Source organism: Ruegeria sp. ANG10 (assembly GCF_040705255.1).
In the GTDB taxonomy this organism is placed as follows: Bacteria; Pseudomonadota; Alphaproteobacteria; order Rhodobacterales; family Rhodobacteraceae; genus Ruegeria.
The window spans coordinates 223660-244626 of the sequence record NZ_JBFCVU010000005.1 but is presented as its reverse complement, the minus strand read 5'-3'; the positions used below and the strand labels follow the sequence as shown (position 1 = coordinate 244626).

The 20967-nt window shown below is 53.2% G+C and carries 20 protein-coding genes; 15 read left to right on the top strand and 5 right to left on the bottom strand.

The window, feature by feature from the left end:
* Positions 1-37: 37 nt before the first annotated feature.
* The 15 genes from AB1A64_RS13330 to AB1A64_RS13260 all read left to right on the top strand — a co-directional run bounded on the left by AB1A64_RS13330 (position 38) and on the right by AB1A64_RS13260 (position 13613).
* Positions 38-889 carry a UbiA family prenyltransferase gene (locus AB1A64_RS13330; RefSeq protein ID WP_366551855.1) on the top strand — a complete coding sequence of 284 codons (852 nt, stop codon included), beginning with the start codon at positions 38-40 and terminating at the stop codon, positions 887-889.
* Positions 886-3342, top strand: coding sequence for a PEP/pyruvate-binding domain-containing protein (locus tag AB1A64_RS13325; RefSeq protein WP_366551854.1), 2457 nt, complete (start codon positions 886-888; stop codon positions 3340-3342). Before AB1A64_RS13330 ends, AB1A64_RS13325 begins: the two co-directional genes overlap by 4 nt.
* A complete protein-coding gene (locus tag AB1A64_RS13320) occupies positions 3335-4435 on the top strand; it encodes a DUF3419 family protein (protein ID WP_366551853.1) in 1101 nt (366 codons plus the stop codon). The genes AB1A64_RS13325 and AB1A64_RS13320 overlap by 8 nt, the downstream gene beginning before the upstream one ends.
* Entirely contained in the window at positions 4432-5763 is a 1332-nt protein-coding gene (locus AB1A64_RS13315) for a hypothetical protein (protein WP_366551852.1), read from the top strand. Before AB1A64_RS13320 ends, AB1A64_RS13315 begins: the two co-directional genes overlap by 4 nt.
* The gene (locus AB1A64_RS13310) at positions 5760-6605 is read left to right on the top strand and encodes a hypothetical protein (protein ID WP_366551851.1); all 846 of its coding nucleotides are present in this window, start codon (positions 5760-5762) and stop codon (positions 6603-6605) included. The genes AB1A64_RS13315 and AB1A64_RS13310 overlap by 4 nt, the downstream gene beginning before the upstream one ends.
* Entirely contained in the window at positions 6598-8019 is a 1422-nt protein-coding gene (locus AB1A64_RS13305; RefSeq protein ID WP_366551850.1) for an AMP-binding protein, read from the top strand. The genes AB1A64_RS13310 and AB1A64_RS13305 overlap by 8 nt, the downstream gene beginning before the upstream one ends.
* 381 nt (positions 8020-8400) lie before the next feature.
* Positions 8401-9735, top strand: coding sequence for a tyrosine-type recombinase/integrase (locus tag AB1A64_RS13300; RefSeq protein WP_366551849.1), 1335 nt, complete (start codon positions 8401-8403; stop codon positions 9733-9735).
* Positions 9728-10372: a hypothetical protein gene (locus tag AB1A64_RS13295; protein ID WP_366551848.1), complete on the top strand. Its 645-nt coding sequence runs from the start codon at positions 9728-9730 to the stop codon at positions 10370-10372. The genes AB1A64_RS13300 and AB1A64_RS13295 overlap by 8 nt, the downstream gene beginning before the upstream one ends.
* A gap of 119 nt (positions 10373-10491) precedes the next feature.
* Entirely contained in the window at positions 10492-10695 is a 204-nt protein-coding gene (locus AB1A64_RS13290) for a helix-turn-helix domain-containing protein (protein WP_366551847.1), read from the top strand.
* Positions 10696-10796: 101 nt separating this feature from the next.
* The gene (locus AB1A64_RS13285; RefSeq protein ID WP_366551846.1) at positions 10797-11174 is read left to right on the top strand and encodes a hypothetical protein; all 378 of its coding nucleotides are present in this window, start codon (positions 10797-10799) and stop codon (positions 11172-11174) included.
* 100 nt (positions 11175-11274) lie between these two features.
* Positions 11275-11481 carry a transcriptional coactivator p15/PC4 family protein gene (locus AB1A64_RS13280; RefSeq protein ID WP_366551845.1) on the top strand — a complete coding sequence of 69 codons (207 nt, stop codon included), beginning with the start codon at positions 11275-11277 and terminating at the stop codon, positions 11479-11481.
* Positions 11482-12003, top strand: a complete 522-nt coding sequence (locus AB1A64_RS13275; protein WP_366551844.1) for a hypothetical protein — start codon at positions 11482-11484, stop codon at positions 12001-12003.
* A gap of 152 nt (positions 12004-12155) precedes the next feature.
* Complete coding sequence (locus AB1A64_RS13270) at positions 12156-12761, top strand: hypothetical protein (protein WP_366551843.1); 606 nt, start codon at positions 12156-12158, stop codon at positions 12759-12761.
* Positions 12758-13027, top strand: coding sequence for an HGGxSTG domain-containing protein (locus AB1A64_RS13265; protein ID WP_366551842.1), 270 nt, complete (start codon positions 12758-12760; stop codon positions 13025-13027). Before AB1A64_RS13270 ends, AB1A64_RS13265 begins: the two co-directional genes overlap by 4 nt.
* 85 nt (positions 13028-13112) lie before the next feature.
* Positions 13113-13613 (top strand): invasion associated locus B family protein, encoded by a 501-nt coding sequence (locus AB1A64_RS13260; protein ID WP_366551841.1) that lies wholly within the window; start codon positions 13113-13115, stop codon positions 13611-13613.
* Between the two features lie 431 nt (positions 13614-14044).
* Here the strand turns inward: AB1A64_RS13260 and AB1A64_RS13255 are convergent, their stop codons facing one another.
* From AB1A64_RS13255 to AB1A64_RS13235, 5 genes are all read right to left on the bottom strand, one after another.
* The gene (locus tag AB1A64_RS13255) at positions 14045-17449 is read right to left on the bottom strand and encodes a calcium-binding protein (RefSeq protein ID WP_366551840.1); all 3405 of its coding nucleotides are present in this window, start codon (positions 17447-17449) and stop codon (positions 14045-14047) included.
* Between the two features lie 5 nt (positions 17450-17454).
* Entirely contained in the window at positions 17455-17709 is a 255-nt protein-coding gene (locus AB1A64_RS13250; protein ID WP_366551839.1) for a hypothetical protein, read from the bottom strand.
* 716 nt (positions 17710-18425) lie between these two features.
* Positions 18426-19067 (bottom strand): hypothetical protein, encoded by a 642-nt coding sequence (locus AB1A64_RS13245; RefSeq protein ID WP_366551838.1) that lies wholly within the window; start codon positions 19065-19067, stop codon positions 18426-18428.
* Between the two features lie 202 nt (positions 19068-19269).
* Complete coding sequence (locus AB1A64_RS13240; RefSeq protein WP_366551837.1) at positions 19270-19908, bottom strand: hypothetical protein; 639 nt, start codon at positions 19906-19908, stop codon at positions 19270-19272.
* 215 nt (positions 19909-20123) lie between these two features.
* Positions 20124-20477 carry a hypothetical protein gene (locus AB1A64_RS13235; RefSeq protein WP_366551836.1) on the bottom strand — a complete coding sequence of 118 codons (354 nt, stop codon included), beginning with the start codon at positions 20475-20477 and terminating at the stop codon, positions 20124-20126.
* Between the last annotated feature and the right edge of the window lie 490 nt (positions 20478-20967).

Sequence of the window (20967 nt, the reverse complement as noted above, 5' to 3'; positions counted from 1 at the left end):
GATTTATCAGACTGAGCGATTTCCGCTGAAAAAAACCGTGCCACTGCTGCTTGTGTTTTCTGCGGCCAGTATATGTGTATCCGCCCGTTTGGCGGATCGCCCCCTGCCGGAATGGCCTGCATTTGCCGCCGGTTTTGTCCTTGCCATGGCGCTGTTTTTCCAGATGCGGGTCTGTGACGAATTCAAGGACGCCGAGGATGACCGACGTTACCGGCCCGACAGGCCAATTCCGCGCGGTCTGGTATCTAAGCTCGAAGTATTGGGCTGGGGCGTGATGACGGTTCCTTTGGCCATTGCCGCCGCCTGGCTGTGGTACCCGCCGGTCTTGTGGCTATTGGGGATAGTCTGGATCTGGCTTGGGGCAATGACCGTCGAATTTGGCGCGCCCGCATGGCTGAAGGCGCGACCAGTCCTGTACCTGCTGAGCCATATGGCAATCATGCCTCTGATCGATTTGCTGCTGACCGGTATCGAATGGTTGCCTGCGGGTCGGGCAGCGCCGTTCCTTTGGCTGTTTCTCGCACTGTCCTTTGTAAACGGGTGTGTGCTTGAGATTGGCCGCAAATTGTGGGCACCCGAAAACGAGATTACCGGCGTCGACACCTATTCCGGGCTATGGGGCCCGCGTCAGGCAGGGCGTATCTGGGTGGGCTGCGTTCTGATATCCTATGCGCTGCTTGTGGGCACCGGTGCCGCCACCGGCGTTGGTTGGTTAAGCGCCCTGATCGGCGGGTTGGCCCTGATCCCCAGTTTTCTGGCCGCAAAACGCTATGTTCATGCGCCGACAGTGAAAGCCCAAGACCGGATGGACACAATCGCCGGCCTATGGGTGTTTTTCTGCTACGCTACAGCTGGTTTCCTTCCGTATCTGATCGGAGCCCTTACATGACCTTCATCGTCGCCCAAACGGATGCAAACGATGTTTCCGCTGTTGGGGGCAAGGCAGCAGCCTTATCGCATCTTACGCAGCATGGTTTTGCTCCGCCCGCATTTTTTGTCATCACAAGCGATGCTTTCCGTATGGGGAAATCCGGTCCCATTGCTCAAAACGGTCTGCAATCGGCTTTGACCACCGCGTTAGAGGCTCTCGGACCAGGGCCTTACGCGGTTCGTAGCTCTGGTAAGGCCGAAGATGGTGTGGAACACAGCCATGCGGGACAATATGAAACGGTTCTGAACGTTTCGGGCGGCTCTGTGTTGAAAGCTGCCAAAAAGGTCTGGCAATCCGGTTTCTCTGAGACGGTAGAGACATACCGCGCGGTCAAATCCGGGGGCGAGGCCGAAGGACCCGCGATCATCGTACAGCGCATGATTAATCCAAAATCTGCAGGTGTCGCATTTTCCGCCGATCCGGTCAGCGGTCGGCGCGGCGTGGTCGTAATCTCGGCAATTGACGGCCTGGCCGAGCGTCTGGTTTCAGGCGAGGCAGATGGGGAAGACTGGATCATAGGTACGGATGGCGCACCTGAAAGCGCGCCGGATACACCTGAGTATTTGACGGTAAGTGACGCGCAAATCATTGCCACCCTCGCGTGCAAAGCCGAAGAGCTTTTCGGATCGCCCCAGGATATTGAATGGGCCATTGATGCACAGGGGCTTCATATTCTGCAGGCCCGACCAATCACAACGCCATTGCGCCCCGCGGCTTTGGCCGACACAACGCTGACGATTTTCGACAACTCGAACATTGTCGAAAGCTATCCCGGTATCGTGAGCCCGCTGACCTATTCCTTTGCTCTGCACGTGTATGCTCAGGTCTACCGTGCGTTTGTCAGGCTGTTGGGCGTTTCCGAACATACAGTGGCCCAGAACCCAACGGTGTTCGACAATTTGCTCGGGCGCGTGGACGGGCGTGTCTATTACAACCTGATCAACTGGTATCGGGCCTTGGCCCTGTTGCCGGGGTTTTCGCTGAACCGCGACTATATGGAAACGATGATGGGCGTGTCGGAACCCATGCCGCGCGAGGTCACGGATGCCCTTGCCCCGCCCCCCTCGGTTGGTTGGCGCAGGATCGTGGAATACGCAAAGCTGGGCAAGGTCGCGGCCGGGCTGATCTGGCAGGCCATCTGCCTGCCACGGACGCGGCGAAACTTTTACGAAAGGCTGAACGGGGTACTGCAGGCGGGGCTGGATGTTGATGCTTCTAATGCGACCGAGCTTGCAGCCGAATACCGCCGCATCGAAAGCACCTTGCTGGATCGGTGGAATGCCCCGCTGATCAATGACTTTCTATGCATGATCGCATTTGGCGGGTCGCGCAACCTGCTGCAAAAGTGGCTCGGTGAAGACGGCCTGACGCTGCACAATGACCTGATGATCGGCCAGGGTGACATCGTGTCAGCTGAACCTGCACAACGCATTGCCCGGATCGGCCATCTGGTGCGCACCGCCGGTATCACGGAGCAGTTGAAAGCCGACGCGCGGCTGTCCGTTTTGTCCACGCACCCACAGATCGAGGCTGAAGTTGAATCCTATCTTGAGAAATTCGGAGACCGATGCACCGAAGAGCTAAAGCTGGAAAGCATCCCTCTGCAAGACGACCCAACAAGCCTGTTGCTGGCGATTGCCGCCAGCGCCGAACACCCCCCCAGCGGGCGTCAGGAAGGCACTGAACCGGATTGGAACGCACTGTTCCCAGCGAACCCGATCAAGCGACATGTTGCGAAATGGATTTTGGGTTGGACCAAGGCGCGCGTGCGCGACCGCGAAAACCTGCGCTTTGAACGCACCCGCATCTTTGGCTATGCGCGCCGTGTGTTTTTGGGGATCGGTCGGGAATTTGCCGCGCGCGATTTGCTTGAAACACCCAGAGATGTGTTCTTTTTGACAACGCATGAAGTCCTTGGCGCGGTCGAAGGGTTCAGCCTGTCGCTTGACCTGAAAGGCATCGTTGCACAACGCAAGGCCGAAGATGCGGCCTCATCCCAACGCCCCGATCCGCCCGAAAGGATTGAAATCCAAGGCCCTGCCATCGCGCCTGTTTGGTCTGATCCGATTGAGGCCGAAGCAGATAACACACGGACAAAGCACGGGACGGGCTGTTCCGCGGGTCAGGTCAAAGCACGTGCGCGGGTGATCCGCGATCCTCGGACCGAGGCGCTGAACCCCGACGAAATACTGGTCGCCCACCACACCGATCCGGGCTGGATCGCCGTTTTCTCGAATGCCTCTGCCATCGTTGTCGAACGTGGTTCTTTGCTATCCCACTCGGCCATTGTCGCGCGCGAATTGGGTATTCCCTGCGTTGTTGGCCTAAAAGGGGCCACACAATGGATCAAAGACGGAGAGCTACTGTCTGTCGACGGGGCAAGCGGCGCGGTGGAGCGGTGCGATGCGTAGCAGTGAAATCGAAGAAAAGGCGGATTTCGACCATATCCGGTACGCCCAACTGTGGGAGGATGCGGACGTCCTGACCGCCGCATTGGGCGATTGCACGGGGCGGACACTGGTGTCGATATGCTCGGCCGGGGACAATGCGCTGGCCATGCTGACACTCGATCCCGCGCGTGTTGTGGTGCTGGATCTGTCGGCGGCTCAGATCGCCTGCCTCAAGTTCAGGATCGCGGCGTTTAAGGTGCTGGCGCATTCAGAGTTCATTGAGTTGACGGGCTCGCGCCCAAGCAAGCGGCGGCTTGCTTTGCTGAACCGGGTGTTGGAAGAAACCGATGCGGAAACACACGCCTTCTGGCAGACCCTTGCGTCCGAAGTAGACAGACACGGCATCGGGGGCGTCGGCAAGTTCGAGCGGTATTTTCGCATCTTTCGAACCTGGTTGTTACCGTTGGTCCATTCGCGCCGCACCATCGACGACGTGTTCACGCCGCGGCCCCCCGACGCACGCGAGGTTTTTTTCGACACGCGGTTCAATACATTCCGATGGCGGTTGTTGCTGAAAACTTTCTTCTCGCGCTTTGTGATGGGGCGGATGGGGCGGGACAGTGCGTTTTTCGACCACGTGGATGGAAGCCCGGCCCAACATGTTGCCCGCCGACTACGCCATGCCGGGGTCGCGACTAATCCATCGCAAAACCCCTATCTGCACTGGATTCTAAAAGGCACCCATGGCGACGCATTGCCGATGGCATGGCGTCCGGAACATTATGAAACGATTCGGTCCCGATTGGATCGCCTGGATATCCGCGTTGGCTCGCTCGAGGCCTTCATCTCGACGGGCGAAAAAGCCAGCGGGTTCAACCTGTCCGACATTTTCGAATACATGTCCCCTGATACATTCAAGCAGGTCTATGGGGCGATCCTGAGTGCGGCGGAGCCAAATGCGCGACTGGTGTATTGGAACATGATGGCGCCGCGCCGTGTACCAGAGGATTACCGGGACAGGGTTGAAACCCTGACCGAAATCGAAACACAGCAAAAGGCTCGCGATCTGGCATTCTTCTATTCGGATTTCGTGGTTGAAGAGGTCCGGCCTTGACCGTTTTCGTGCAGATATTGCTGGCGGCAGGGTCGGTGTTGGCATTGCTTGGCGTGATGATGGTCATCCGCCATCTGGCCAAAGCTGTAGGGCTGAACGCCGAAGTGCAACGGAAACTGATGCATGTAAGCACGGGGCTCTTCGCGTTGCTGCTGCCCTGGATCTTTCCAGACCGGTGGCCGGTTTACATGCTGATCGCCGCCACAATGCTTGTGATGCTCGTCTTGCGCCTTCCTCGGTTTTCGAATGGTCTCGGCGCGACCCTGCATGGGGTGGAGCGGACATCCTATGGTGACTTCCTGCTCGCGTTGTCGGTGGGGCTATGCTTCCTGCTGGCCGGGGACAACCTGTTGTTTTACATCCTACCGATTGCGGTTTTGACCTTGGCAGACGCCGCCGCTGCGTTGGCCGGAACCGCGTATGGAACGCGGCGATTCATTGTCGAGGATGGCGAGAAAAGCGTCGAAGGTTCGGTCGTGTTTTTCGTGGTAACGATGCTGATCGCGATCGTCTGTTTTCTGTTTATGGCCGCGTTACCACCGGCCAACGCCCTTATGCTCTGCGTTATGGTTGCCGCTTTCGGAACACTGGTCGAGGCCCAAAGCTGGCGGGGTTTTGACAACCTGTTCCTGCCGCTCGGCCTGCTGATTTTTCTGAGCGTACACTTCGACAGTTCCTTGATTGAGCTGGCGACCATAGCCCTTGTTTTTCTGGCCTCACTCGGCAGTTTCAGCATTCTGGGTGCAAGACTGGGTCTTACCAAACATGCCACGCGGGTTTACGTCATCACCGTTTTTCTCTTGCTTGCGGTCACCGCACTGCAAAATGCGATCCTGCCTATTTTGATACTGGCCACGCATCTTTGGGCACGGGTCACGGCCCCCTGTGACAGCAAATACCCAGATCTGGATGTCGTGGCGTCTTTGGGGTTATTCAGTTTCGGATGGTTGGCGCTTGGCAATGCGACCGGGTGGAATGCCGTATCGTTTTATGGCCTCAGCGCGATGGGACTGGCCATGGGGTTCAGCGTTTTGGCGCTGCGGGGCAAAACCTTTGCGATCCTTTTGGTAGCTACGGCCTTATTCCTAGTCAGACACTTTACCGTCGCGCTGAACCCGGAACCGGCGCGCTGGGCTGAACCGCTGACAATTCTGGCCCTGCTTTCCTTGATCTGCATGACGGCCGTACCGTGGATCAAGCCGCAGTGGTTTGAAAAAGATCGGGTGCTGAGACTTACAGTGTTGGCCCTTGCCCCTCCGTTGATCTATTTCGCGTATTCCGTTGCGGGATCGATCGGCGCAGGTTTTTTTGCCGGAGTCGCGTCATGACCAAAGAGACAATCAAAACCGCCGATGCGAAACTAACCGTTTACCTGAACGGCCCCAATTGGGAGGGCGTACAGGCGGCAACATTCGGCGACTTTTCATGCAAGTCACCCGAAGCCGGTGCCCAAGTTGTGGATGCGGGTATAGAACTGGTCAGAAACGCAGGCATCGACAGGGTCATTGGGCCGATGTCGGGGGACACTTGGCACAATTATCGGTTTGTCTCCTACAGCGACGGGTCAACTCCGTTCCTGATGGAACCGACCAACAAAACGCATGAACCTGAGGTATTCTGGTCCGCGGGCTTTTCCGAAATCAGCCGGTATTTCTCGGCCCGTGTAGAGTTGGAGGATACCGACAAAGTGGCTCCACCTGAAAGCGATGGTTTTGAGGTGGAAGCGTGGGATGGAAATGATCCGGAAGGCTTGTTTCGCCAGGTGTTCGCGCTGTCTGCCCAGGCGTTTTCGAAAAACGCGTTTTACAAACCGATTTCCGAGTCCGAATTCCTAGCCATGTACCTGCCTGTCGTGCCGATGATGAAGCGTGAACTGATCCTATTTGCGCGTCGCCACGATGGCAATTTGGCGGGTTTTCTGTTCGGCATTCCCAACTATGCCGAAGGACCCACCCCCAGTTCCGCGATCCTCAAAACCTATGCAAGCCTGGAACCGGGCGCGGGGCGGCATTTGGCCCACAAGTTTCACAAAGCGGCTGCAGAGATGGGGTGCAAAACCGCCATCCATGCCCTGATCCACGACGACAATAAATCCGCTGATCGCAGTGCGGCAGAAGGGGCAACTATATTCCGGCGATACTCTCTGCTTGGGCGTAAGCTGAATGGCTGATTTGATTGCACATTTTGCTACTGCGGTTGAACGGTTTCCGGACAGAACCGCCATAGTGGACGGCAATGGTCGCCAGATCAGTTTTCAGCAACTGCACTCTCGCATGCAGAAACTGGCAGGCCGATGGCACGCAAAAGGTATCAGGCCAGGCGACCGCGTATTGCTGGCAATGCCCGTCGACGCGGGCCTCTATGCAAGCCTGGCAGCCTTGTGGTCGTTGGGCGCAACCGTTGTGCTGCCGGAACCGGCAATGGGACTGGCCGGTTTGCGCCACGCCGCGCGGTCCACCTCGCCCAAGGCGTTCTGCGCGGCGGGCGTGTATTCTTTGCTCAAGTTTCTAATTCCGAAGCTTTGGAGGCTGAAACTTCTAACGCCCAAAGAAGGCCCTGGCTCGCCGCCCAATCATCAGATTCAGGCGGAAGACACAGCCTTGATCTCATTCACCTCCGGAACGACGGGCAACCCCAAGGCCATCCCGCGCTCGCATGCGTTTTTGATGGCGCAGCACGACGCCATTGCGCCCCTTCTAGAAAGCGACAAGGCTGAAAGGGATCTGGTGGCCTTTCCGGTGTTCACCCTGATCAACCTGGCCGCAGGGCGCACCACCGTTCTTCCAAACTGGCGGCTGAGCAAGCTTGAGCGCCTTTCACCCACCCACTTGGCGGGCTGGATTCAAAAGCAGCAGGTCACCCGCGCCCTCATTCCACCCTCAATTTGCGAAAAACTGACCCAAACCCAAAATACCGGACAGTTGAACACGGTCTTCACGGGTGGCGGTCCGGTTTTTCCGGACCTTGTCGACACGCTGCAAACCAGAAACGAGCTTTCAGTGGTTTGTGTCTATGGATCGACCGAGGCTGAGCCGATTGCCCACCTTGATGCCACAGATATCTCGGAACACGATCACCGACAGATGGCCGAAGGGAAAGGGCTTCTTGTGGGATATCCGGTTCCCGAAATCACACTCCGCATCTGCGACAGCGAGATACAGGTCGCTGGGGCGCACGTGAATGACGGCTATCTTAATCCAACTCATTCGGACGAAAACAAAATCAAAGAAGGTCCCGTCACGTGGCATCGAACCGGAGACGTCGGCACGTTGGATGACGACGGGCGTTTGTGGTTGTGGGGTCGGGTGGGGTCTGAAATAGAAGTAAAATCGGGCCTGCTCTTTCCCTTTGCGATCGAAATCGCAGCAAGACAATGGCCGGGTGTTGCGCGCTGTGCGTTGATCAACACAGGAACCGGACCGACGCTTTGTGTCGAAGGGCCGCGTGATCACCTTCAGGATTGGCGTAAATTTGCGTTGGATTTTGGTGTGGCTAATGTGATTTCAGTTCCCAAAATCCCCATGGACAAACGGCACGCATCTAAAGTTGATCGCTCGGAGCTGGAACGTATCGTTGCCCGCTAGTGCGTCACGGGTCGAAATCATGGCAAAGCACCTTCCCACTGAAAACCAATTAATCCCCAACAATTGCGACCGACCTTGGTACAGCGACAATGGACGTGTTCGAGATTTCTTTCTTTGGTATTTCGATAATTTGGTGAAATGGCGATCCCTGAAGGACTCGAACCCTCAACCTGCTGATTAGAAGTCAGAAGGGGTGTAAAGCTGAGTACTTATCTGCAATTGTCCACGAACGTCCGCACCAATCCGAAATACGTGAAAACTCCCTATATTTACTGCACAATCCTCATTGTCCCCCAATCATAAAGCGTGTACAGTCATCCACAGACGTCCGTAAGCATCCAGTTATTTTTGTCCCCAAAGAGTCCCCCAAGGATCGAAAGCGTGAAAAAAGAACTTTCTAACGGGTTTCTGTCTAAACTGGTGCCGCCGGAAAGTGGGCGCATTGAGATATCCGACACTAAGCGTGCAGGGCTGCGGTTGAGGGTGTATCCCACTCGAGCGGCTTGGATGTATGAAAAGCGCGTCAAAGGCGGGGTAAAGCGCAAGCACACTTTGGGCACATACTGCACTTGGTCACAGCCAGGAAAGCGCGAAGAAGGCACGGTAGGACTCTCAGAAGCGCGCGCCATTGCCTTGGAGATTGAGGCCGAGGCGGCACGAGGTTTTGACCGGGTGCTGGAGGCCCAAGAACAACGATTGATAAAAGAGCGCGCCGCAGCGCGCACCCAGACGGTTCAGGAAGTCATCAATCTGTATTCTGACTTGAAGCTCAACAACCTGAAAACAGGCGGTGAGCGAAAGCGACAATTGGAACTGGCGCTTGATGCGCATCTGTCCGAACCCTTCCCAAGCCTGACACGAACCATCTTGCAGAAGGCCATTGATGACAAAGCTAAAGAGGGACGCCTGATAATGGCTAACCGCATTCGCGCGGCACTCAAGGCAATGACGCGCTGGGCGTGGCGCAGGGAATACATAGACCAAGACCCAGGCAGCAGATTGGAGCGGGCGACAAAGGAAAGAATCCGCGACCGGGTGTTATCACTGGATGAGGTGCGGGAAATCTGGGCCAAATCGTTTGATACGGGAGACCTGTGGGGGCCGGTAATCCGGTTGCTGATACTAACTGTTCAGCGTCGGGGATCTATAGGTGGGCTTGAGCTGGCAGAATTGGATCTTGAAAACAGCCGCTTCAAGAAGTCCGTTTCTCAAGAAAAGAATGACCGAGGGCATACCACCCACCTTTCACCGCCTGCGCTTGCGGAAGTAAAGGCGGCGATTGAGCGGCTTGAACGGAGACGGGCCGAGAATGGAGAGGTTCAGAAAAAGCGGAAACGCGGCAGGCCCCCTGCTACATCTGCTACAATTGCTACACCGGGGTATCTGTTCACAACCACAGGTCGAACCCCCGTTTCAGGGTGGAGCGACATGAAAGAAAGCCTTGATGAATTGCTTGGCGATGACTTCGAGCCGTGGCGGCTACACGATTTCAGGACAGCGTTTGCAACGCATATGGCTGAACGTGGAATTTCTGAATCTGTCGTGGATCGCGTCTTGAACCACGCCGCTACAGCTTCAAAAGCAAGCGCCGTTTCCCGCGTCTACAACCAGGCCGAACTACTGGCTGAGCGCGCAGTCGCGCTGGACAAGTGGGCAGAGTTGGTAACGCAGGAAAGTGCGGACGTGATTGCGATAGGGGGTAACTCAAATGCTTAGTCCTGATGGCTTTGAAAGCATGTCTGGGCTTGCCCGCAAGGCGGTAGAGTTCGGTCTAGAACCGGATCAGTTTGTGCAGTGGGTTGTAGGATTGACCGACTTTCATTTGGCCGACCCCAGCAACATCAACTTGCCGCCGGTTAAATGTGATCCCGTCGCTATCCAGTTTATTGATAACGTGCCGGTGTTCTTTGATGTTAACTCATGGGTGCTTTCTCTTGAAAAGCTGAGAGCCGCCGCTGCGGCAATTGATGAGCGTCAGGTTGAAGACTATCGCACCGGCCAATTCCTTTTGATCCCTGAAGGCAATGACAAATTTCACCATTTGTCGGACGGCGAATTGCAATTCCTGGCTCAACTTGAAGGGCGAATATTGGTTGTGGGTCAGGTAGCTGCTGATACGCTCAACACCTTTGCTAATGCGTCGAAACGAAAGCGTTTCACCGACACAGCAAAGCGCAACGCGGCATATAACGCTTGGCTTGATACGTTCCCCGGCAGAAGTCCGACTATTGTCGACCGCGAGAATTGGCGCAACGCGCACGGTATCACGCGGGACAAAGAGCGTTACGAATTGTGGGAGAAGTACAAGCCCGCCGATGGTTCTAAGCCAGGTGTGAAGCCCAAAACCGGCTAATTCGCGCGAAAATCTGTCCATAATCCTAAACGGCGCGAATGGCGCGAATTCGGCGGAATTTTCGGCGCGAATAACGCCTGACACCCTGTGTGTATCGAAGCAACACAGAGGTGAGCAAAATGGATAACACTACTCAAGTTCCCGTTAGGCCACGCGCCACAGATATCACCGGCGCAGTGAATTATGTCGGCATGTCTCGTGCGACTTTGTATGCGGAGATGAAAGCTGGCCGCCTGAACCACGTTAAAATCGGTGGGGCAACTCGTTTTGAATATGACGAGCTGGACCGCTGGTTCAACGAGGTCGCACAGCCTGCCGCCTAAAGAAAACCCCCACCCAAGGCACGGGCGGAGGCAAATTCTTTTAGGTGACGCTGACAGAATAGCCGAAAACCCGATGTCTTTCAAGAAATGAAAGGCAATACATGACAATTTTCCAGCAAAACAAAACAATCGACGCGGAACTTCCCCCAACCAACGCACTTCGCGTCTATCGTTGGGCGGACCTTCCCAACCTCACAACCCCTGCCCTCTACCGGGTCACCGATCCGGGCCAGGAACCTCGCGAAATCTACGCGTCCAAACACAAGCGCCAAGTCTTGGAAGGGTTGATGCGGTCTCCCCTCTACGCAGCCAGCTACTGCCGTCTGTCAGACAAAGTGCTGCCCCTGCGTCGCGATGACGGCGTGAACATTGAGTGCAAACTTTATCGCAACGACCCAGAGACCGGGCGCGAACGGTTTGGGATATACTCGCTGATTTCCAAGGTTGAACTGATCGAAGAACGCGGGGTGGCAGCATGAGAACCCGCCACCTCCAAATCCACGCCCTTCGTCGCAAGCACGGTCTCAGTGAAGCCGCAGCTCGCATCGTCGCAACGCTGTATTATGGGGAGGGCCGCTAATGGCCCTCATTACCCAGATCCCCAAGAACAGCCGCGAGGAATACCGTGTTGGCCGGGATGACTTCCGTGGGCACGACCTCATCAACATCCGCGTTTATTTCGTCTCAGAAGACGGTGAGATGCGCCCTGGCAAACAGGGCGTGTCAATCCGGACGGAACTGCTGCCTGACGTCGTTGACGCTCTCAGCAAGGCGGAGGCTGCCTAGATGGGACGCGATAGAAAGAACGAGCAACGCGGCGAACACTGGACCAAACTCGTCCGAAACATGATGGAGGAGCCCGCTTGGCGGGCCCTCTCATCAACAGCGCAAGCTTTGTACCCTTGGCTGCGACTGGAATGGCATGGCGCAAACAACAATAACAACGGCAAGATTTGTCTGAGCGTCAGGCAGGCTGCTGAACGGTTGGGGGTTTCATACAACACAGCCGCCAAGGGGTTCCGTGAACTTCAAGCCAAGGGCTTCATCGCAGTAACACGTCCACCAAAGCTTGGTGTCAGTGGAGTAGCATCTTCTCCATTGTTTGAACTGACCGAGATTTCATTGCCGACTGCCCACGGGGATGGTGGCCGCAGGCTCTACAAGCAATGGTCTGAAGGTTCAGATTTCCCGGTTGTTAAGGCCCCTATTCACAACCCGACAGGCAAAGGCGGAAAAACAAAAACCTGCCTCAAAAACTGCGACGAGACCGTCGTAGAATTTGCGACGAGAAAAACGGAGGCGTCGTAAATATTGCGACGGGCCGTATCAATATTTGCGACGAAAACCCCCGATTTCAGCAGGGCCGCCGTCGCAATATATAAGACATCCTTATCCTACCAGGGGGTCTGGGGGGAACCGACACCTTTCAAACAAACAATCCGACAAGCGAGGCATGAGCGATGACGGACGACACAGGCCGCAAAAGCGAAACGAATTTTGAGGAAGAAAACCCTGAGGGACAACTAACCAAAGCGGGAAGCAAGGAAGTGAAGGTTAAAGACCTGCCGAAAGTTGGCGTAGCGTTTGGAGGGTCCCAGAGCGAGGGTCAAGTTGTCTCTCACAGCGAGAGAGCATTGAACGAGATATTCGGCACGGATGACGACAACCTAGCCGCTGCACTTACACAACAAAGCTTGAAGGTACTAAACAAATGGGAAGCAGGTGACGGGATGCAAGGCAATGACGAACGCGACTTCATGATGTCGATTGTCGCCGACCTCGGTCCCCAAGATGCAATTGAACGTATGCTGGCGGTTCAACTGGCGGCAACGCATGTCGCGACTATCCGCCAGGCCGGTTGGCTAGCAAAGTCTGAAAACCAAGCGCAACTCGATGGTCGCGGCAACGGTTACAATAAGCTAGCACGTACTTTCGCAGCGCAGGTTGAAGCACTTCGCAAACATCGCAATGGTGGCAAACAGACTGTGACTGTCCAACACGTGAATGTTGAGGGCGGCGGTCAGGCCATAGTCGGCAACGTGCAGGCCGGGGGGAGCAAGAAATGAAAAAGGTCTCCAACCCCATGGAAAGGGCACACGCTGCACCCAGATGCACGGCGACGTCAAAACGCAGCGGCCTTCCCTGCAAAAATCCTGCAGTAAAAGGCTGGTCCGTATGCCGGATGCATGGCGCACGTGGCGGTCACAGTTCTGGTAAGGCGAACCCGGCCTATAAGCACGGCATGCGGACCCGTGAGACCCAGCAAATGAGGAAAGCCATCAATGAACATATTCGCTTGGCCCGAGCGTTGGAGAAGCTGATTACCGAGTAAGACAGTTTTTCCCTAGTGGCTCCCCTCACGCTCTGCTACGCCAAAGCACGAAAGACTTGTCGGAACCGATATCAACGGAATTTTTATGCTGAGACTCTTCTTCATTGTTGCTGCATTCACAATGGTCGCCGAACAAGGCGTGGCAAATCCAAAGAAGGTAGCAAGTGCAGGTGACTGGAGTATTTATTGCGACCCATCCGCTTCAGTTTGTGCGGCACGTCAGAATGTGGCTTATCGAGGCAAAAACATCGCAAGTGTATTTAGCCATCCCATAGACGGCAGAGAAGCTGTAGCAGCGGTAGTCTTGCGACTGCCAACTACCGTAAATTTGAAAAAGGGCGTGGATATACGAATTGATGGTAAGTCGGGGCTACACTACGAATTCCACTTCTGCGCACCAGAATTTTGCCAAGTCAGTATTGGATTGACGCAAAAGACACTGAATTCTTACAAAAAAGGTACAACTGGCGAAGTCATATATTTTTTTGCCGGTTCGCCAACGGTGCAGCGCAGCTTTGAGTTTTCGCTTTACGGATTTTCTGCCGCATTCGAAGAAGTCAGAAAGCGTGGATATCCTAAACTGTAGACTCCCACGAGGCACGACGCGCCGAACTCATACCCCCTCGTCGAAATCGTTAACCCCCTCAAGACGCGCCGCACCTTATTGCTACACGCCTGCCCTGTTTGAATTGTGTCTGAAAGATTAATTCGACCAGCTACGGGGAACCCCCAATATCGAGGCCATAGCTGTTTCGATAGGTTTGAGTTAACGGAGATACCACACACACAACTCCGAGACCCCGAGATTGAGGGGCTGGCTTTACCCCCTCGTCCAGCCCCTCGCTCCACCCATCACCTCAATGTTGAAATGACGGGCAGATCCGGCTTTCGGTGGCAGAGTGGTTCAAGTGCAGCCTACTAACCAACTTGGGTACACTCGCTATTTCTAGGGAAGTTAGCAGCACACTGGGTCAAATACCCTAAGCGATATTCGATACCGCTTAGGGATGAATTTGATTAGATGAACGAGAACTGATCTTCGGTCAGCGATGCGAGAGTGATGCCTTCGAGCTCAACCGAGCCATTGTTCCACTCGACTCTTGTACCAGACCCGGTGTCGACGAATATCAGGTCAGCATAAGTGGTTCCTGCAAGTTCAAGCGTGTCGGTACCCAGCTCGAAGTCGTTGATGGAGTCAGCGCCTTCGGAAGCCAACGTATTGAAAACAAAAACGTCAGTTCCAGCACCTCCAGTCAGAATGTCATCTCCAGCGCCGCCATCAATTACGTCGTCTGATGAAAAGCCAATGATAGTATCGTCACCCGAGCCACCCAACAGAGATTTGTCGCGGATTTCCTGCAGGCCAAGTGTCGTCCCGTCCGCAAACTCGATCAATTCCAAGTCGTGGTTCGGGTTCAGAAAGTGATCAGCTACCGTGATTGTTTCACCGTTACTCAAAGCAATCACCAAGTCCTGACCGGCGTTTTGCGAGAATGTCACGTCGTCAGCATTTACGTCGGTGAACGTTAGTTTGTCCTTCACGAAACTGGCACCTGTTCCATCCGAAATCGTATAGGAACCATCGCCTAGAGTATGGACGTAGTTGTCAACCTTGGATGATCCTACGACAAAGCCACTGGCCTTCATATCTGAAACAGTTTTGTCTCGGATCGCCTGCGCATTAAGCTCCGTTCCGTCCGCAAACTGGATCAATTCCATATCGTAGTTGGAACTCAGAAAGTGGTCGGCAATCGTGACTGTTTCGCCATTGTTCAGAGAAATCGCCAAATCCTGACCCGCATTCTGCGAGAACGTTACGTCGTCAGCATTCACGTCGGTGAACGTTAGTTTGTCGTTGACAAAGCTCGCGCCAGTGCCGTCTGAAATCGTGTATGACCCATCTCCCAGAGTATGGACGTAATTGTCTGCAAGTGAGGTACCTGTAACAAATCCGCCGGCCTTCATGTCTGAGAGTATTTTATCTCGGAGTTCCTGCGGATCAAACGAAGTCCCATCTGCGAACTCAATCAATTCCATATCGTAGTTAGAGCCCCGGAAGTAGTCGGAAATAGTCACCGTCTCTCCGTTGCTTAGGGTGAACACCAAATCGTCGCCGGGCGCTATAGTAAGGGTTACGTCCGCTACGTTCACGTCGGCAAAGACCAGCTTGTCTATGACGTTGGAAAAACCGCTCACATCCGAAATTGTGTAAGACCCATCCCCTAAGTTGTGGACAAAAGTTTCGGCAAGAGTGGAACCCTTAACGAAGCCACTAGCCTTGGCATCCGAAACCGTTTTGTCTCGAATCTCCTGCAAATCCAAAACGGTCCCATCTGCAAACTCGATTTGCTCTATGTGGAACCGAGTACCGGAAAAATGATCCGTTACTGTGATCGTTTCACCATCGCTGAGGGTGATCACGAGGTCCCCGCCTGAGTTGTGCGAGAACGTCACATCATCAACGTTGACGTCTGTGAACTTCAGCAGATCAATCGCGCTGGCAAATCCGCTGTCATCCAAAATGACATCCGAACCATCACCAGACGAGTAATAATACGTATCACCCTCTTGCCCGCCGGTGATAGTATCGTCCCCTTTGCCCCCTACGATAGAATTTCCATCGGAGCTTGCAGTAATCACGTCATCCCCCAAGCCGCCGATGATGTAGCTCGCTTCGGTTGCGGTGAGTGTGTCATTACCTGCGGTACCTTCTACGATTTGCAGATCACCTGCAAAAATCAAGGCAAGCGCGAAATCCGAAGTTTGGTCAATGCCCGCGTCGGAAATGGCAGACTGAACCAACTGCCCGAACTCCTCATCACTGGAGCTCAGATCACCTTTCAAGAGAAATACCGCAGCCGCTGCGTTTCCGGAGGTCAAGGTGCCGTTGTCGATTTTTTCCTGAAACCCTGAAAATACTTCCGTCATATCACCGTAAAGATAAGGTACATCAGTGCTATAGTTCAGAGCTAACGGTGTTAAAGAAGCAAGTGGATGAGCTTCAAAGTTCTCGGTCAGTTCGCTGAGATTGGACGAGGAAATAATTGCTGAGGAAGCGGCAGATTGCGCAGCAAATCTACCAGCCAGTTTGGTGACTAAGGCATCATAGAAATCTCCCAACTCTTCACCGGCAGCTAGCCCTGGGTCGGTAGACAGTGTCGCTCCGACAAACCCTGTGCCATATACTTTTTCGAGAAAAACCAAATGACGCGCATCTATATGATCACCGCGACTGGTTGGATCAACGTCAGAAACCCCCGCCCAATCCAGCAAAAACGTTTCAAACGCCTCTTTGAAAAGCCCGACTTCCCCATTCGCAAGATGTTCTAGCAAATCGGTCGCCTGTGAGAGCAGATTTTCGTCTAGCGAAAAGGAAATCCACGTCGATGAAATCTGCCCGTACCCAAAGAGTAGCGGCATAACCAAAGCGTCATCAGAATACTCAAAGCCGTCCGGCCACAAGGTGACCGAAATGCTCGGATCATTCTGAAAATGTATATCCTCTATTATTCCACTGGTGCCGTCAGAAAACTCAACGGTGCTTCGGTCTGACACCAGATGATCTTGGTTAGTTTCGTTTACCTCTTCGGAGTTCAAATCAATTGAGACAATTCCGGTCTCAGCAAGGCTTTGCAGTTCACCGTCGTCTGATACCCCATCCTGATCCAAGTCTCGCCAAACATTCAACTCAGAGAATTGATCGTCATTTGCATCAATGACGCCGTCACCGTTTGAATCCAGCTCGGCGAGTTGCAGAAAGCCGTTGTCAAAACCCGTGGCGTTTCCGAACAATTCGGAATTGTCATCAATCGCGCCATTTCCATTGACATCAAGGGCGAGCAACCCGTCGTCAGGTTGGACCCAACCGGTGAGCTCGGCAAATCCATCAATATTCAAGTCGAAGAATGTTTGAGTGTCGTATAGTGCGGTGAGTTCAATGCCGTCGCCATCAAGGTCGATGACCAATGGGGACGTTGGTGGGCAATGAAATGACCCGTTGATGGGGACATCATGGGTGGGATTTTGTGGTGGTTCAGGAGCAGGGCCGACATGAGGAGGAGTTGTACTCACGTCATCGTGGTGATTTCCATTTTTATTTATGTTGTTGCTGTTAGGATCCCTGCTTCTAATTTCTTGGCTTACATCGTTTTTGTCTATTGTTAGGCCTATATCGATCAAACCAAACACCGCTGCTAGACCTGTAGCAGGTATCGCCCAACCTGGTATCGCCCCCGTAGCTTGGACCCCAATTGCAAGTGCCTTAAAATCCACTTCTTCGTTTTCATGTGCAGTGACTAGGTCATTCAATTGTGAATCTGTCCAAGTTGAATAATCGGGTTTTTCTGGGAGGTTGAGCTCGTCCGGGAGGGGATTGTTCCCAAAATTCTTACGACCCTCAGGTTCCTCAGTATGACATGTCATTCAGGTCATTCTCCTGTTTCGCTTTTAGATTTGTTGATGTCGTTTAGTATTTTGTTGCGCATCAGTATGAAGACCGCCATCAGAACCAGTGCTGCATAAAAGATTAAATTCTCATGGGAAGCGTAGGGTTTTGGCAGAAAATCAACGTCCGGAACTTCGAAGTTGAAAAACTTTAGTGGTAAGGCATACCTAAGCGCTATTAGGAAGGCCGCTACACCAAGAAGGTTGCACACCTTCAGCGACATCTTTTGTTTTTTCATATCCACCTCACTTCTGTAGGGGCAACGTGTGACAAAAAGCTTTCAATCTTCCATGATCGAATGCGCGGATTTTCCAGTTTCCACCTGCGGGCGCTTTCCGTATCCAAACAATTATTTGGATACGTTTCTTTCTTCGGCCTAACCATCATGAAACTCCGACGATCAAAGGATCATCTCAAGGCAATGCTTGGTTCTTGAAGCAGCTGTAGTGATGCAAGAACAACTCCCAATTTCATTAGGATGAACGTTGTTTCCAAAGTTTTCTCTGGGTTCGTGGTTTTCGCATGTCATTTTGTATTACTTTCCTTGCTCGATTTTTTTCTTTTGCGTTGGCAATTCGACGCGCAACCCTGGTCTTCCACTTAACGAGAAGCAGTCCGACCACTAAAGTCATGAAGGAAATTTTGGTTTTATAGGACTCGAATGGGCTCGGTATAAAGTCCAATCTTGGAAGGTTAAAACTAGTATTTTCGAATAAAAGGAGGTACCTAGCCCCAACCAAAATATTTCAAAAAAGGAACGCATTACACACCCGCAGTTCAGTAATTTATTTTTCACTCTCACCTCACGTCCATTGCAACAACTCACTTACATTTACATCTATGAATTTTCTAATCTGCAATCCAACCTTGCCATCCTGCGAAAACCTTAGATTGCATCACATTCAACTGATGTATCTTTAGGTTGCAACAGGGAATATGCATCTAACGAAAACGTTACAAGACGCGGAACTGCTCCACCTCACGATGCGCCATTGCAGTTCGACAATAGTTCACCAATGCCTCCCAGGATGACACAACGTCCCGCTTCATGACCTGAGCCTGAGCCATTCTGTGCCCGAAGGCTTCCACCACCCTCAAGTGGTAGTAGACCCACTCGTTTGCTCCATCGACTTGCAGAATGCGGTGCTTTGATGCCGCAATAACTCCATTCAGGTCACCAAAATCCGCCAGCAAGCGTTTGGCCAACGGTTTGACGTCGATCCTCTGAATTGCGTTGAACAGCAGCAGTTCCAGAAGCTCATATTCAGGCATTGGCTCGTGGCCACCCTTGAGGAACCGCTGCCGTAGGCGCTCTCTGTGCCCCCAATAGTGAGGCCGCTTCGCTCCGTCGTCGCCTTTGACCAAGCCGCCCCCTGCTGTATTTCTTGGCGACAGGCGGTCACGGTTTACGTAGCCAGGAGTATATGCCGGTTCGATGATAGCGTCTGGCGGCGGTGTTCGGGCTTCCAAATCCTTAAGCCCTTGCATCGCGTCCTCTGAAAAGCCGTTCTGCCCGTCGTATTTGACCAACTTGCCGAATCTTTTTTTGTCCCGGCCAATTAGTTCCTTTAGCTGGTCCAATATCTGACTTTTCATCACTGCTGTAGCCTCTACTCCTTCGGTTGAGATTGGCCGAGAGATGGTTAACGAATGGTGAAGAGCGTGGGAAAGTCCGCTCCGAGCCCATTTTGCCCGATACTGCACGATGCCCCAATGACAGCAAAACGCAGGAAGCGGACATTGCAAAGTCTCGTGCGGGACGTTTCTTTGAAATCAACTGATCAATCGAACTGCGCGACTAATCCCCGTTTCCAGGGTAGACGTCCCGAAAGTCTACGGTTTTATCAGTGTCAAACAACTTTGCGCCCTTAATCACGAGTTCTGGGTCAAACTGGTGCCATGTCCTCATAGTTTTGTTGCTCAGATGCGAGAGTTGATTTTTGAAGGATTCGTTAACGTACAATTCCAGCCAATTGATCAAATTTCTCCAATTCTGCGGGACTCCAACATAGCTGTTACTCATATAGTGAATTCCAGTTTCGACTCGATCCTCAAAAACAGTCAACTCCAGTTCTACGCCGTACGACTCATGATCTCCGTGGTGTGCATAGCGTTCATTTCGAAGTGAAATAATTTCATCATGTGCATGCTTATGTTCCTCTGGGACGTTTTTTCTAACGTACTTTGTCACTCCGGTAGTGGATGAAAACAGCCGTCCATACGAAATCACAAAGGCGGTGGTCATTGCCTCAATTTCCATTAACGATGGAAGAGAAACTGTAGTTACGTCGACTTCAACTTTATTCTGATCAAGCCAGTCGAGATAGAACTTAAGGTGATGCACGGTCATGATATTGGTGGTTGTCAATCTGAGTCGGTTGATGTCCCGTTTATTCACATTAATGACGTCGGCTGCGTCTTCTTGGGTGAAGCTCATTGTTACGTCTCCGTTAGTATGGTCAAAATATACCCTACGTTCACACCACTGAAACGAAAGTCTGCACTGGGCTGTGACCGCGGTCCTTTGGAGCAAGAATGCGGATGGCTGCAGAGTCCGCAAAGGCATTGGTGCCCCGTTTCGTCATCTACAGTACCGGGCGCGCTTTAGCCGCGACCGCGCCGCGCGCGGCGTTTTCTTAAAACTGGAGAATTTCAGACGCAATCAAACAAGAACACTTTCGTTCGTTGCACCAAGCCACCCTCAATATCTTGTTCTAAGGTTGGGTCATTTGGAAATTGAAAGTCCCCGCCACAGGCTTCTGCTGCAAATTTTAGGGCAAAAACACGCTGGCGTTTTTTCATCGAGGCTTCACTTTCCCCAAGTCCTGGGTGAACTTTCACCGTCAATAGGTGTTTTTTGGGTGCTAGTTGCTCATGGTCGTACGTGATTTTTCCGGTTCCACCCACTTCAGAACCAACCGCGACCTGAGCAGTCTCCCCACCATAATCACAGGAAGTTAACAATACGGTCGAGGCGGCGGAAACCACCAATTTAAGCTTTTGCATAATTGTAAATTCTTCCTCGTCCTCAAAAACTCTCTTTACCTATAATCTGGTGACACTTTGCTCGTCCACACAGGATTTCCTTAGCCCTGTCTCACGTGAACCGTTGCTTTCCGCAATTACGGTCAGGTCCCCTGTTAATACAGGTGAATTACAGGAGGCGGACCTTTCCTCTATGCAGGAAAGCACCTCCTGTTAATACAGGGAAATAAAGGGGTACACGTTCGAAATTGGAGACCGCTCGGCGGTGGTGACGCCAAGAAAGATTGTGTGCGCGCGCACACGGTTCATATGTTCCTGCTATCCGAGAGGATGCAGACAAACTGCTTGGGCACGTAAATATCTGAATCGATCCCAGGCAGAGACACCCAAGAGGCCGCCCCTTGAACCGGGCGGTTTCTGCGTTGGAGGAATGGCTGCTATGAGCCCATTGCTGTCGTCTGGAGCTTGGCTGGTGAAGCAAACCTCGAACGGTGAAAACCGGGCACTACCT